Annotated in this window: 15 protein-coding genes; 12 read left to right on the top strand and 3 right to left on the bottom strand. The window is 69.2% G+C overall.

The genetic code is table 11. From position 1 onward, the window contains the following. Positions 1-97 precede the first annotated feature (97 nt). The 6 genes from kdsA (at position 98) to truD (ending at position 5102) form a co-directional block, all read left to right on the top strand. Positions 98-928, top strand: coding sequence for a 3-deoxy-8-phosphooctulonate synthase (kdsA, locus tag FD678_RS00295; protein WP_140718621.1), 831 nt, complete (start codon positions 98-100; stop codon positions 926-928). Positions 929-1109: 181 nt separating this feature from the next. After that, positions 1110-2402, top strand: coding sequence for a phosphopyruvate hydratase (eno, locus tag FD678_RS00290; RefSeq protein ID WP_140718620.1), 1293 nt, complete (start codon positions 1110-1112; stop codon positions 2400-2402). 3 nt (positions 2403-2405) lie between these two features. Continuing rightward, entirely contained in the window at positions 2406-2756 is a 351-nt protein-coding gene (gene ftsB, locus FD678_RS00285) for a cell division protein FtsB (RefSeq protein WP_140718619.1), read from the top strand. Further along, positions 2753-3451: a 2-C-methyl-D-erythritol 4-phosphate cytidylyltransferase gene (ispD, locus tag FD678_RS00280; RefSeq protein ID WP_140718618.1), complete on the top strand. Its 699-nt coding sequence runs from the start codon at positions 2753-2755 to the stop codon at positions 3449-3451. Before ftsB ends, ispD begins: the two co-directional genes overlap by 4 nt. A 31-nt stretch (positions 3452-3482) precedes the next feature. Continuing rightward, positions 3483-3971: a 2-C-methyl-D-erythritol 2,4-cyclodiphosphate synthase gene (gene ispF, locus FD678_RS00275; protein WP_140718617.1), complete on the top strand. Its 489-nt coding sequence runs from the start codon at positions 3483-3485 to the stop codon at positions 3969-3971. A gap of 96 nt (positions 3972-4067) precedes the next feature. Next, positions 4068-5102, top strand: a complete 1035-nt coding sequence (gene truD, locus FD678_RS00270; protein ID WP_140718616.1) for a tRNA pseudouridine(13) synthase TruD — start codon at positions 4068-4070, stop codon at positions 5100-5102. A gap of 4 nt (positions 5103-5106) precedes the next feature. Here truD and FD678_RS00265 read toward each other — a convergent pair whose 3' ends face one another. Further along, complete coding sequence (locus FD678_RS00265) at positions 5107-5643, bottom strand: Smr/MutS family protein (RefSeq protein ID WP_140718615.1); 537 nt, start codon at positions 5641-5643, stop codon at positions 5107-5109. 92 nt (positions 5644-5735) lie between these two features. Here FD678_RS00265 and surE point away from each other — a divergent pair, with 92 nt between their 5' ends. Genes surE through FD678_RS00245 form a run of 4 tightly spaced genes read left to right on the top strand, consistent with a single transcriptional unit; the run spans position 5736 to position 8591 of the window. Further along, the gene (gene surE, locus FD678_RS00260) at positions 5736-6515 is read left to right on the top strand and encodes a 5'/3'-nucleotidase SurE (protein WP_140718614.1); all 780 of its coding nucleotides are present in this window, start codon (positions 5736-5738) and stop codon (positions 6513-6515) included. Next, entirely contained in the window at positions 6512-7189 is a 678-nt protein-coding gene (locus FD678_RS00255; protein ID WP_140718613.1) for a protein-L-isoaspartate(D-aspartate) O-methyltransferase, read from the top strand. The genes surE and FD678_RS00255 overlap by 4 nt, the downstream gene beginning before the upstream one ends. Positions 7190-7206: 17 nt before the next feature. Continuing rightward, positions 7207-7821 carry a YqaA family protein gene (locus tag FD678_RS00250; RefSeq protein WP_140718612.1) on the top strand — a complete coding sequence of 205 codons (615 nt, stop codon included), beginning with the start codon at positions 7207-7209 and terminating at the stop codon, positions 7819-7821. Further along, positions 7818-8591 carry a peptidoglycan DD-metalloendopeptidase family protein gene (locus FD678_RS00245; protein ID WP_218569397.1) on the top strand — a complete coding sequence of 258 codons (774 nt, stop codon included), beginning with the start codon at positions 7818-7820 and terminating at the stop codon, positions 8589-8591. The genes FD678_RS00250 and FD678_RS00245 overlap by 4 nt, the downstream gene beginning before the upstream one ends. Before the next feature lie 574 nt (positions 8592-9165). Here FD678_RS00245 and FD678_RS00240 read toward each other — a convergent pair. Continuing rightward, positions 9166-9540, bottom strand: coding sequence for an Mth938-like domain-containing protein (locus tag FD678_RS00240; RefSeq protein WP_140718611.1), 375 nt, complete (start codon positions 9538-9540; stop codon positions 9166-9168). An 8-nt stretch (positions 9541-9548) separates the two neighbouring features. Further along, the gene (gene yhbY, locus FD678_RS00235) at positions 9549-9854 is read right to left on the bottom strand and encodes a ribosome assembly RNA-binding protein YhbY (protein WP_140718610.1); all 306 of its coding nucleotides are present in this window, start codon (positions 9852-9854) and stop codon (positions 9549-9551) included. Positions 9855-9918: 64 nt separating this feature from the next. On the opposite strand from yhbY, the gene rlmE reads away from it, so the two are divergent. Both rlmE and ftsH read left to right on the top strand, forming a co-directional pair. Next, entirely contained in the window at positions 9919-10548 is a 630-nt protein-coding gene (rlmE, locus tag FD678_RS00230; RefSeq protein ID WP_140718609.1) for a 23S rRNA (uridine(2552)-2'-O)-methyltransferase RlmE, read from the top strand. 55 nt (positions 10549-10603) lie between these two features. Further along, on the top strand, positions 10604-12535 hold the full coding sequence (ftsH, locus tag FD678_RS00225; RefSeq protein WP_177497466.1) for an ATP-dependent zinc metalloprotease FtsH: 1932 nt from the start codon (positions 10604-10606) through the stop codon (positions 12533-12535). Positions 12536-12556 lie beyond the last annotated feature (21 nt).

Genomic DNA, 12556 nt, shown 5'->3' with positions numbered 1-12556 from the left:
GAAGCTTCGCGTATCCGACTCCGCAGGGGCTTCGCCCCGGACCCTCGTCCCAACCCCTCTCCCGGCGGGAGAGGGGGCCATGAGAACAGGTGACGCAATGAAACTGTGTGGTTTCGAAGTAGGCCTCGACCAGCCGTTGTTCCTGATCGCCGGTCCCTGCGTGATCGAGTCGATGCAGCTGCAACTGGATACCGCCGGCAAGCTGAAGGAGATCACCTCCAGGCTCGGCGTGAACTTCATCTTCAAGTCCAGCTTCGACAAGGCCAACCGTACCTCGGGCAACAGCTTCCGCGGCCCGGGCCTGGAAGAAGGCCTGAAGGTGCTCGACGCGGTGAAGAAGCAGATCGGCGTGCCGGTGCTGACCGACGTGCACGAGTACACCCCGATGAACGAGGTGGCCGCGGTCGTCGACGTGCTGCAGACGCCGGCGTTCCTGGTGCGCCAGACCGATTTCATCCGCAACGTCTGCTCCGCCGGCAAGCCGGTCAACATCAAGAAGGGCCAGTTCCTCTCGCCGTGGGACATGAAGCCGGTGGTCGATAAGGCCAAGTCGACCGGCAACGAGCAGATCCTGGTCTGCGAGCGCGGCGCCAGCTTCGGCTACAACAACCTGGTCAGCGACATGCGCTCGCTGGCGGTGATGCGCGATACCGGTTGCCCGGTGGTGTTCGACGCCACCCACTCGGTGCAGTTGCCGGGCGGGCAGGGCACCAGTTCCGGCGGGCAGCGCGAGTTCGTGCCGGTGCTGGCCAAGGCGGCGGTGGCGGTCGGTATCTCCGGCCTGTTCGCCGAAACGCATCCCGACCCGTCCAAGGCCCTGTCCGACGGCCCCAACGCGTGGCCGCTGGACAAGATGGAAGCGCTCCTGGAAACCCTGCTGGAACTGGACGCGGTCACCAAGAAGCACGGCTTCGAGCGGTTCGCCTGAACGAGGCGGACCTCGATGCAGGACCGAGGCCCGGAACGCCAGTTCCGGGCCTTTTCTTTGTCCATTCCCATGCCCGGCGGGAATGGCCGGCCGGCGGACGCGCATTTGGCAATGGCGCGCACCGCGGCGATAATCGCGGGCGTTTCGGCGTTCCCCCCTTTTCTGGCAACCGATCGGACCTATGACCAACATCGCCAAGATCCACGCCCGCGAGATCCTCGACAGCCGCGGCAATCCCACCCTGGAAGCGGAAGTCACGCTGGAAGATGGTTCGTTCGGCCGCGCCGCGGTGCCGTCCGGCGCCTCGACCGGTACCAAGGAGGCCGTCGAGCTGCGCGACGGCGACAAGACCCGTTACCTGGGCAAGGGCGTGCGCAAGGCGGTCGAGAACGTCAACGGCGCGATCGCCTCGGCGCTGAAGGGCTTCGACGCCGCCGACCAGCAGGGGCTGGACCGCCGCCTGATCGACCTGGACGGCACCGAGAACAAGGGGCGCCTGGGCGCCAATGCGCTGCTCGGCGTCTCGCTTGCCGCCGCGCACGCGATGGCCGCGTCGAAGAAGCAGCCGCTGTGGCAGTACCTGTCGACGATCACCGAGTCCGACGTGTCGCTGCCGGTGCCGATGATGAACATCATCAACGGCGGCGCGCACGCCGACAACAACGTCGACTTCCAGGAGTTCATGGTGCTGCCGGTCGGCTTCGCCTCGTTCTCCGAGGCGCTGCGCGCCGGCACCGAGATCTTCCACTCGCTGAAGTCGGTGCTGAAGGGCCACGGCCTGAGCACGGCGGTCGGCGACGAGGGCGGCTTCGCGCCCGACTTCCGCAGCAACGTCGAGGCGCTGGACACGATCCTGGAAGCGATCGGCAAGGCCGGCTACACCGCCGGCGAGGACGTGCTGCTGGGCCTGGACGTGGCCTCCAGCGAGTTCTACGAGAACGGCAAGTACAACCTGGTCGGCGAGAACAAGCGCCTGACCAGCGAGCAGTTCGTCGACTTCCTGGCCGACTGGGTCGCCCAGTACCCGATCATCAGCATCGAGGACGGCCTGGCCGAGAACGACTGGGCCGGCTGGAAGCTGCTGACCGACCGCATCGGCGGCAAGGTGCAGCTGGTCGGCGACGACCTGTTCGTGACCAACCCGAAGATCTTCAAGGAAGGCATCGAGTCGGGCACCGCCAACGCGATCCTGATCAAGGTCAACCAGATCGGCACGCTGACCGAGACGCTGGAAGCGATCGCGATGGCGCACAACGCCAAGTACGCGGCGATCGTCTCGCACCGTTCCGGCGAGACCGAGGACACCACCATCGCCGACATCGCGGTGGCGACCACGGCGACCCAGATCAAGACCGGCTCGCTGTGCCGCAGCGACCGCGTCGCCAAGTACAACCAGCTGCTGCGCATCGAGGAAGCGCTGGGCGGCCAGGCGCGCTACGCCGGCCGCGGCGCGTTCGTCTCGCTCAAGCGCTGAGCCGTGCGCAACTGGCGCTGGCTGCTGCTGGTGCTGGCGGTACTGCTGGCCTGGCTGCAGTACCGCTTCTGGTTCGGCACGGGCAACTCCGGCGAAGTGATGATGCTGGAGGCCCAGGTCGCCCACCAGAAGCGCGACAACGAGGGCCTGCGCCAGCGCAATGCGGCGCTGGCCGCCGAGGTGAAGGACCTCAAGGAAGGCGAGGCCGCGATCGAGGAGCGCGCGCGCAGCGAGCTGGGCATGATCAAGCCGGGCGAGAAGTTCTATCGCGTGGTCGAGAACGCGCCGGTCGCCGCGCCGGTCCAGCCCCGTCCGGCGAACGACGCCGAACACGCCCAGGGCGAACAGCCATGAGGACGTCGGTGTGGGCCGTGGTCCCGGCCGCCGGTCGCGGCACGCGCTTCGGCGGCCCGGTGCCCAAGCAATACCTGATGGCGGCCGGCAAGCCGCTGATCGCGCATGCGCTCGAGGCGCTGGCGGCGCACCCGGCGGTGGCCGGGCTGATGGTGGCGATTTCCGACGGCGACGCCGACTGGCCGGGCTGGACCGAGGTCGCCGGCAAGCCGGTGCTGACCTGCCTCGGCGGCGCCAACCGCGCCGATTCGGTGCTGGCGGGATTGTTGGCGTTGCCGGACAGCGTGCGCGCCGACGATTTCGTGCTCGTGCACGATGCCGCGCGGCCCAATCTCGCGATCGAGGACCTGGACCGGCTGCTCGAAACCGGCCGCGGCGATCCGGTCGGGGCGATCCTGGCGGCGCCGGTGCGCGATACCCTCAAGCGTTCCGGCGACGACGGCGGCATCGATGCCACCGAACCGCGCGAGCGCCTGTGGCGGGCGTTCACGCCGCAGCTGTTCCGCCGCCACCAGTTGGTGCGGGCCTTGCAGGACGCCGCCGCGTCGGGCATCCAGGTCACCGACGAGGCGATGGCCATGGAGCGGCTTGGATTGCGCCCGCTACTGGTCGAGGGCGCCGAAGGCAACTTCAAGGTGACCACGCCGGCCGACCTGGCCCGTTTCGAATTCGAACTTTCCCGGCGCGGCGGCTGATCCCGTCGCCGCTTTTCCGACAGGGAGCATCATGAGCGCGTTGAATTTCCGCATCGGCCAGGGCTACGACGTGCACGCCTTCGGCGAGGGCGACCACGTCATGCTCGGCGGCGTGCGCGTTCCGCACGGCCAGGGCGTGCTCGCCCACAGCGACGGCGACGTCGTGCTGCATGCGCTGTGCGATGCGATGCTGGGCGCGCTGGCGCTGGGCGACATCGGGCAGCACTTCCCGCCTTCCGACGATCGCTGGAAGGGCGCGGACAGCATCGCGTTCGTCCACCACTGCGAACGGTTGGCGCGGGAGCGCGGCTGGAAGGTCGGCAACGCGGACGTGACGGTGGTCTGCGAGCGGCCGAAGGTCGGGCCGCATGCCGCGGCCATGCGCGAGCGGATCGCCGGGGCGCTCGGCATCGACCTCGACTGCGTCAGCGTCAAGGCCACCACCAGCGAGAAGCTGGGGTTCACCGGGCGCGGCGAGGGCATCGCCGCGCAGGCGGTGGTGCTGCTGGTGCGCGCGTGAATTTTCCCTTCTCCCGCAAGGAGAAGGCGGCGCGAAGCGCCGGATGAGGGTACGACCGAAGCCGGGTACCCGAGCACCGACCGGAAACCAAGGGCCATGACCGACACTTCCATTCTTCCGCGCGCCCACGGCCCGGCCGTGCTGAGCGCCGCGATGCGCAGCCGACCCGAGGATTTCAGGGTCGACGAGATCGATGCGTTCGAGCCGCACGGCGAGGGCGAGCACCTGCTGCTGGCCTTGGAGAAGCGCGGACTCAATACCGCCGAGGTCGCGCGCCGCCTGGCCAAGTGGGCGGGGATCGGCGAGGTCGGGATCGGCTATGCCGGCCTGAAGGATCGCCATGCGGTCACCACCCAGCGCTTCAGCGTGCACCTGCCGAAGCGGGTCGCGCCCGATCTCGACGCGCTGCAGGACGAAGACCTGAAGGTCCGCCACCATGCCTGGCACAACCGCAAGCTCCCGCGCGGCGCGCTTGCCGGCAATCGCTTCACGCTGGTCCTGCGGCAGGTGCAGGGCGAGCCCGCGCCGATCGATGCCAGGCTCGCGCGGATCGCCTCGCGGGGCATTCCCAACTGGTTCGGCGAGCAGCGGTTCGGGCGCGGCGGCGGCAACGTGGCGCAGGCGCTGGCGATGTTCCAGGGGCGCAAGGTCAAGCGCGAGCAGCGTTCTATCCTGCTGTCGGCCGCGCGCTCGGAGCTGTTCAACCGGGTACTGGCGCGGCGGGTCGAGCGGGCCGATTGGGACACCGGCCTGGAGGGCGAGGTGTGGATGCTGGCCGGCAGCCGCAGCGTGTTCGGCCCCGAGCCGTGGAGCGAGGCGCTGGCGCAGCGCCTGGCCGCGTTCGACATCCACCCGACCGGCCCGCTGTGGGGCGAGGGGCCGTTGCGCACGGCGGCGGCCTGCGCCGAGGCCGAACTGGCGGCGCTCGGCGACGAGGTCGCGCTGCGGCTGCGACAAGGCCTCGAACAGGCCGGCCTGAAGCAGGAGCGGCGCTCCCTGCGCCTGCCGGTATCCGACCTGGCATGGACCTGGCAGGATGCCGGGACGCTGGAACTGGCGTTCTCGCTGCCGCCCGGCAGCTACGCCACCGCGCTGCTGCACGAACTGGGCGACGTAGCCGACCGGCCGTGACGCCCTAGGGCGCCAGCAGCACCAGTACCGCACCGGTGCCGCCCTGGGCGGGCGGCGCGGAGTGGAAGGCGAGCACGTCGTTGCGCTGGCGCAGCATCCGGTCGACCAGGTTCTTGAGCACCGGCGCGCCGCTGTCGGACTGCAGGCCCTTGCCATGGATGACCCGCACGCAGCCGTACTCGTGCGCATGCGCCTCGGCCAGGAACTGCCGCAGCATCGATTCCGCCTGCGCGGCGGTGGCGCCGTGCAGGTCCAGCTCGTCCTGCACCGAGAACTGGCCGCGCTTGAGCCGCTGGAACACGCGCGGCGGCACGTGGTCGCGTCGATAGCTGGCGGTGTCGCCGGCTTCCAGGGGCGTGGCGTCGCGCAGCATCCTGGCGAACTCGCCGAGCGCCTCGGCCTCGTCGCGTTCGGCCATGCGCGCGCGCGGGCGGGGCTTGGGCCTGTCGCCGGCGGCCGCGGCCGGGGCGCGGATCGGCTTCACTTTGCCGACGGCGGCGCGGAACAGCGCGGCGTCGTCTTCGTCTTCGGGATGCGACATGCGCACAGGGTAGCGCTGCCCATGCGGCGTGCAACCGTACCGGTTCGCGCGGACCGCATCCGGTATCATGGGGCGGTTTTCCGAGGAGTCCCATGCGAGTACTCGTAAGCAACGACGACGGCGTCGACGCCCCCGGCATCAACATCCTCGCCGAGGAGCTGCGCGGTGCCGGCCATGAGGTGACCGTGGTCGCTCCCGATCGCGACCGTTCCGGTGCCAGCAATTCGCTCACCCTGGACCTGCCGATCCGTACCAAGCGGATCGACCACTACACCTGCAGCGTCGCCGGCACCCCGACCGACTGCGTGCACCTGGCGCTGACCGGCATGCTGGAGTACGAGCCGGACATCGTGGTGTCGGGCATCAACAATTCCGCCAACCTCGGCGACGACGTGATCTATTCCGGCACCGTGTCGGCCGCGATGGAAGGGCGCTTCCTCGGGCTGCCCGCCGTCGCCGTGTCGCTGGTCACCCGCAACCACGAGGCGCACCACTACCGCACCGCGGCGCGCGCCGCGGTGGAGATCGTCAAGCGGCTCAAGGCCGACCCGCTTCCGGCCGACACCATCCTCAACGTCAACGTGCCGGACCTGCCGTGGCACGAGGTGCGCGGCTTCCAGGTGACCCGGCTCGGCAACCGGCACCGCTCCGAGCCGTGCATCCCGCAGAGCGATCCGCGCGGGCGCACCGTCTACTGGATCGGCCCGGCCGGACCCGAGCAGGACGCCGGGCCGGGCACCGACTTCCATGCGGTGCGCACGGGCCACATCTCGATCACTCCGATCCAGGTCGACCTCACCCGCTACCAGGCGCTGGAGAAGGTGGCGAGCTGGGTCGGCGGCCTGACGGCAGCCCTGGACGAGCCGGCATGACCCCGCGGTTGCGCCTGCAGCCGGCCGCGGTCGGCATCGGCATGACCTCGCAGCGCGTGCGCGACCGCCTGGTCGAGCGCCTGCGCGAGGCCGGCATCCGCGACGAGAGCGTGCTCAACGCCGTGCGGATCGTGCCGCGCCACCTGTTCATCGACGAGGCGCTGGCCTCGCGTGCGTACGAGGACACCGCGCTGCCGATCGGCCATGGCCAGACCATCTCGCAGCCCTGGGTGGTGGCCCGCATGACCGAGGCGGTGCTGGAGGTGGCGCCCAAGAAGGTGCTGGAAGTCGGCACGGGTTCGGGCTACCAGGGCGCGATCCTGGCGGCGCTGGGCCTGGAGGTCTATACGGTCGAGCGGATCGGCGACCTGTTGCGCCAGGCGCGCAAGCGGTTCCGGCACCTCGGCATGAACGTGCGCAGCAAGCATGACGACGGCCGCATCGGCTGGCCGGAGCACGGTCCCTACGATGCGATCGTGGTCACCGCGGCGGCGCCCGCGCTGGTGGACGCGCTGGTCGAGCAGCTCGCCCCGGGAGGGCGCCTGGTGGCGCCGGTCGGCGGTGCCGGCACCCAGTCGCTGGTCCAGCTCAGTCGCGGCCAGGACGGTAGTATCGAGCAGCAGGTTCTGGCGCCGGTCACGTTCGTGCCGTTGCTGTCGGGCATGCTGGACTGAATCCACGAGAATCCTTGATGAAGATATTCGGGCCGCTGTACGACCTGGCCATACGCTGGTCTCGCCATCGCCGTGCGCCGACCCTGCTGGGCGGGCTGAGCTTTCTGGAAGGGTTCATTTTCCCGGTTCCCCCCGAGGTGATGCTGGCGCCGATGTCGCTGGCGCAGCCGCGGCGCGCGCTCTGGTTCGCCACGGTGAGCCTGGCCGGTTCCCTGGGGGGAGCCGTGGTCGGCTACCTGCTCGGGCATTTCGCCTTCGCCGCGCTGCAGCCGCTGATCGAATGGCTGGGATGGAGCGCCAAGATCGACGAGCAGGTGGCGCACCTGCGCGCAGTGGTCGCCGAATCGCCCTGGCGGGCGTTCTGGCTGCTGGTGCTGGTGGGCTTCACCCCGATCCCGCTGAAGATCTTCACCTGGGCCTCCGGCGTGGTCGGCGTGCCGATGCTGCCGTTCCTGGCGAGCATGTTCGTCGGGCGCGGCAAGCGGGTATATCTGGTGGCCGGCGCGATCCGGCTGGGCGGCGCGCGCGCGGAGGCGGCGCTGCATCGTTGGATCGAGCCGCTGGGATGGATCGCAAGCGTGGTCCTGCTGGGCCTGGCGGGCTGGTTGGTATGGAGGGCTAAGTTCGGATGAAACAGAAGCTGGGCATGGATATCGGTCGGCACGGGGCATCGCTCCTGCTGGTGGGCGCGCTGGCGGCCTGCAGCAGCGCCACGGTGGTGCGTTCGCCTTCGGCGGGGAGCGCGGCCGCGTCGAGCGCGCCGAGGACCTCCGTCGCCAAGCCGGGGGCCGTCGTGACGGTGCAGCGCGGCGACACGCTGTACGCCATCTCGCGCCGCACCGGCATCACGCCGCAGGACCTCAGCGCCTGGAACAACCTGTCCTCGCCTGACACGATCTATCCCGGGCAGACGCTGCGGCTGTATCCGCCGGGCGCCGGCACCGCCGCGCCCAAGCCTTCGACGGCATCGTCCTCCACGGACGCGGCCACGCAACGCCCGGCGGCGCCGGTGGCCGCTCCGCCCAGCAGCGGTTTCAGCTGGCGCTGGCCGGCCGACGGCGTCGTGGTGGGCAGTTTCGTCCAGGGCGAAACCACCAAGCAGGGCGTGGACATCGCCGGCGCGAGCGGGCAGGCGGTGCGGGCGGCCGCCGATGGCGTGGTGGTCTATTCCGGCAACGGCCTGGTCGGCTATGGCGAGCTGATCATCATCAAGCACAACGAGCAGTGGCTGTCGGCCTATGGCCACAACCGCAAGCGCCTGGTCAACGAGGGCCAGAGCGTCAAGGCCGGGCAACAGATCGCCGAAATGGGCCGTAGCGGCGCCTCGCGCGACATGCTGCACTTCGAGATCCGCTACAACGGCAAGCCGGTCGATCCCTTGCTGTATCTGCCGAAGAAGTAGCCGGGACCGGGGACCCAGGGGGCGGAAAAGCGACAAGCCGGCCCCGGATCGAGTGTCGTTGTGGGAGGGACTTCAGTCCCGACGGGCTTTACTGGCCTGCTGTCGGGACTGAAGTCCCTCCCACAGAAAGCCCGAAAGACCGCAAAAAAGCATCGGGTCGCGTCAGTCAGGCCCGGGCAAGACGCGTCCCCGAGCCGCTCCCCCGCGCCCGAGCCGCCGCTCAGCCGGACAGGATCATCGCCAGCGCCACCTTATCTGCCGAAGAAGTAGCTCAAGCCGGGGCCCGGGTTCCGGGACAGCGACGGGCCTGCTCCGGGTCGATTGCCGTGGTGGGAAGGGCTTCGATGAAGCCGGGGCTCGGGGCCGGGGATCCGGACCCGGGCCAGCGGCAAGCCCGCCCCGGATCGAGTGTCGCTGTGGGAGGGACTTCAGTCCCGACGGGCTTTGCTGGCCTGCTGTCGGGACTGAAGTCCCTCCCACAGAAAGCCCGAAAGACCGCAAAAAAGCATCAGGTCGCGTCAGTCAGGCCCGGCAGGGCGCGTCCCCGAGCCGCTCCCCGCGCCCGAGCCGCCGCTCAGCCGGGCAGGATCATCGCCAGCGCCACCTTGCGGCCCTCGCTGGCGAGCACGTTGTAGGTGCGGGCGGCGGCGGCGTTGGTCATCGCCTCGATGCCGATGCCGCGGGTCAGGCAAGCCGCCATCACTTCCGGCGGCGGGAAGCCCTGGCTTTCACCCGTGCCCAGCAACACCAGCGCGGGCGCCAGCTCCAGCACCGGTCGCATGTGCGCGGCGGTGAGCTGGTCGAGCGCGGCCACCGGCCAGGCCTCGACCAGTTTCTCGGGGGTCAGCAGGAAGCTCCGCCGCAGGACCTGCTCGTTGACCTTGGCCTGGACGCCATCGGCCGAGCGCAGCGCGTAGGTGTAGTCGGGATGTTCCTGGTTCAGTTGCATGGAACCACTCAGGCGCGCGGCAGGACGATCTGGCGCTTTTCCTTGCTGGGCCGGTAGAGGATCGCGGTATGCCCGATCCGCTGGACCAGCGCGCTGCCGGTCTGCCCGACGATGTCGGCGATCATGGCATCGCGTACCTCGCGATCGTCCGCGCCGACCTTCACCTTCACCAGCTCGTGCCGCTCCAGCACCTCGTCCAGCTCCGCCAGGAACGCGGGCGTGACCCCCTTGCCTCCGGTCTGGAGCAGCGCCTTGAGGTCGTGGGCCTGGCCGCGCAGGAAACGGGTCTGGGCGGGGGTGAGAGCGATGGACATGCAGGAGAAAGGGAAGCCAAGGGGGTTCAGGGTATCATGACGCCCCCTCAGGTCCCCCAGCCCGATGTCCCGCAGCAAGAGCAGCCAGCGTTGGCTCAAGGAACATTTCTCCGACCCCTTCGTGAAGAAGGCCCAGGCCGAAGGCATGCGTTCGCGCGCGGCCTACAAGCTGGAGGAGCTGCTGGAGCGGGATCGCCTGCTGAAGCCGGACATGGTGGTCGTCGACCTCGGTGCGGCGCCGGGCGGGTGGTCGCAGCAGGTCCGCAAGCAGATGGGCGATCGCGGCCGGGTGCTGGCGCTGGACATCCTGGACATGCCGCCGCTGGCCGGCGTGGAGTTCCTGCACGGCGACTTCAGGGAGGAGGCGGTCCTGGCCCGTTTCGAGGAAATGCTCGGCGGCGAGCCGGTGGACCTTGTGCTGTCGGACATGGCCCCCAATAAGAGCGGTATGGATGCGGTCGACCAGCCGCGGATGATGCACTTGGCTGAATTGGCGATGGATTTCGCCGACAACCACCTGAAGCCGGGCGGGGCGTTCCTGATCAAGCTGTTCCAGGGCGTCGGGTTCGACGACTACGTCCGCGAGCTGCGCCGGCGCTACGACAAGGTGTCCATCCGCAAGCCCCAGGCGTCGCGCAAGCGTTCACCCGAGGTTTATGCCCTTGGCCAGGGCAAGCGTGCCCAGATCAAGTAAGCTGCCCCAAGAACCAATAGAGTAACGAGCGAGAGGGACACCGGAGCCAATGAGGATGAACGACTTGACCAAGAATCTGCTGCTATGGGTGGTCGTCGCCGTCGTGCTGATGGTGGTGTTCCAGAGCTTCTCGCCGCGGATGGCGGCCGGGGCCGGCAGCGACTCGATCAGCTATACCCAGTTCCTGGAGGACGTGGACAGCGGCCGGATCAAGTCGGTGGACTTCACCGACGAGAGCGGCTTCGCGGTCAACGCCATCCGTTTCAAGCGCAGCGACGGCAGCGAAGGGATCGTCTACGGCCCCCGCGACGACAAGCTGGTCGATGTGCTGTACGCCAAGAAGGTCGAGATGACCCGCGCCAAGCCGGCCAGCGGCCCGAGCTTCTGGTCGATCGTGCTGAACTTCCTGCCGGTCATCCTGATCATCGGCTTCTGGCTGTTCATCATGCGCCAGATGCAGGGCGGCGGCGGCGGCGCCAAGGGCGCGATGTCGTTCGGCAAGTCGCGCGCCAAGCTGCAGGGCGAGGACCAGATCAAGGTCACCTTCGCCGACGTGGCCGGCTGCGACGAGGCCAAGGAGGAGGTGGGCGAACTGGTCGACTTCCTGCGCGACCCCACCAAGTTCACCAAGCTGGGCGGCAAGATCCCGCGCGGCGTGCTGATGGTCGGCCCGCCCGGTACCGGCAAGACCCTGCTGGCCAAGGCGATCGCCGGCGAGGCCAAGGTGCCGTTCTTCTCGATCTCCGGCTCGGACTTCGTGGAGATGTTCGTCGGCGTCGGCGCCAGCCGCGTGCGCGACATGTTCGAGCAGGCCAAGAAGCATGCCCCGTGCATCATCTTCATCGACGAGATCGATGCGGTCGGCCGCCACCGCGGCGCCGGCCTGGGCGGCGGCCACGACGAGCGTGAGCAGACCCTGAACCAGTTGCTGGTCGAGATGGACGGCTTCGAGGGCGGCGAGGGCGTGATCGTGATCGCCGCGACCAACCGTCCGGACGTGCTGGACCCGGCGCTGCTGCGCCCGGGCCGCTTCGACCGCCAGGTGGTGGTCGGCCTGCCGGACGTGAAGGGCCGCGAGCAGATCCTGCGCGTGCACATGCGCAAGCTGCCGCTGGCCGACGACGTCGAGCCGCTGGTGATCGCGCGCGGTACCCCGGGCTTCTCCGGCGCGGACCTGGCCAACCTCTGCAACGAGGCTGCGCTGTTCGCCGCGCGCGGCAACGAGAAGGAGGTCCGCATGGACCACTTCGACCGTGCCCGCGACAAGATCCTGATGGGCGCGGAGCGGCGCTCGATGGCGATGAGCGAGGAGGAGAAGACCCTCACCGCCTATCACGAGGCCGGCCACGCCATCGTCGGCCGCCTGGTGCCCGAGCACGATCCGGTCTACAAGGTCACGATCATCCCGCGCGGCCGCGCGCTGGGCGTGACGATGTACCTGCCGGAAGGCGACAAGTACTCGATGAACCGCGTGGCGATCGAATCGCAGCTGTGCTCGCTGTACGGCGGCCGCGTGGCCGAGGAACTGATCTTCGGCGAGGACAAGGTCACCACGGGCGCCTCCAACGACATCGAGCGCGCGACCAAGATGGCGCGCAACATGGTCACCAAGTGGGGCCTGTCCGACGAACTGGGCCCGGTCGCCTACGGCGAGCAGGAGGACGAGGTGTTCCTGGGCCGCTCGGTGACCCAGCACAAGAACGTCTCCGACGAGACCGCGCGCAAGATCGACGAGGTGGTGCGTTCGATCCTGGACAAGGCCTACGCCCGCACCAAGCAGATCCTGACCGAGAACCTGGACAAGCTGCATTCGATGTCCCAGCTGCTGCTGCAGTACGAGACCATCGATGCGCCGCAGATCGACGCGATCATGGAAGGCCGCGAGCCGCCGCCGCCGGCGGGCTGGGGCAAGTCCGGCAAGGACGGCAACGACAAGGGATCGCCGCGGCCGCTGCCGCCGATCGCGGGGCCGGCCGAGCAGACCTGATCCGGCCGGTCGCCATGAACG

The organism is Pseudomonas sp. Hp2, assembly GCF_006386585.1.
Lineage (GTDB): Bacteria > Pseudomonadota > Gammaproteobacteria > Xanthomonadales > Xanthomonadaceae > Pseudomonas_S > Pseudomonas_S boreopolis.
The sequence above is the reverse complement of the archived record's forward strand: the minus strand, read 5'-3'. Positions and strand labels throughout refer to the sequence as shown.

Excerpts from the sequence above, each read along its gene's own strand:
- kdsA (WP_140718621.1), top strand. The coding sequence starts at position 98 with ATGAAACTGTGTGGTTTCGAAGTAGGCCTCGACCAGCCGTTGTTCCTG.
- eno (WP_140718620.1), top strand. The coding sequence starts at position 1,110 with ATGACCAACATCGCCAAGATCCACGCCCGCGAGATCCTCGACAGCCGC.
- ispD (WP_140718618.1), top strand. The coding sequence starts at position 2,753 with ATGAGGACGTCGGTGTGGGCCGTGGTCCCGGCCGCCGGTCGCGGCACG.
- ispF (WP_140718617.1), top strand. The coding sequence starts at position 3,483 with ATGAGCGCGTTGAATTTCCGCATCGGCCAGGGCTACGACGTGCACGCC.
- truD (WP_140718616.1), top strand. The coding sequence starts at position 4,068 with ATGACCGACACTTCCATTCTTCCGCGCGCCCACGGCCCGGCCGTGCTG.
- FD678_RS00265 (WP_140718615.1), bottom strand. The coding sequence starts at position 5,643 with ATGTCGCATCCCGAAGACGAAGACGACGCCGCGCTGTTCCGCGCCGCC.
- surE (WP_140718614.1), top strand. The coding sequence starts at position 5,736 with ATGCGAGTACTCGTAAGCAACGACGACGGCGTCGACGCCCCCGGCATC.
- FD678_RS00255 (WP_140718613.1), top strand. The coding sequence starts at position 6,512 with ATGACCCCGCGGTTGCGCCTGCAGCCGGCCGCGGTCGGCATCGGCATG.
- FD678_RS00250 (WP_140718612.1), top strand. The coding sequence starts at position 7,207 with ATGAAGATATTCGGGCCGCTGTACGACCTGGCCATACGCTGGTCTCGC.
- FD678_RS00245 (WP_218569397.1), top strand. The coding sequence starts at position 7,818 with ATGAAACAGAAGCTGGGCATGGATATCGGTCGGCACGGGGCATCGCTC.
- FD678_RS00240 (WP_140718611.1), bottom strand. The coding sequence starts at position 9,540 with ATGCAACTGAACCAGGAACATCCCGACTACACCTACGCGCTGCGCTCG.
- yhbY (WP_140718610.1), bottom strand. The coding sequence starts at position 9,854 with ATGTCCATCGCTCTCACCCCCGCCCAGACCCGTTTCCTGCGCGGCCAG.
- rlmE (WP_140718609.1), top strand. The coding sequence starts at position 9,919 with ATGTCCCGCAGCAAGAGCAGCCAGCGTTGGCTCAAGGAACATTTCTCC.
- ftsH (WP_177497466.1), top strand. The coding sequence starts at position 10,604 with ATGAACGACTTGACCAAGAATCTGCTGCTATGGGTGGTCGTCGCCGTC.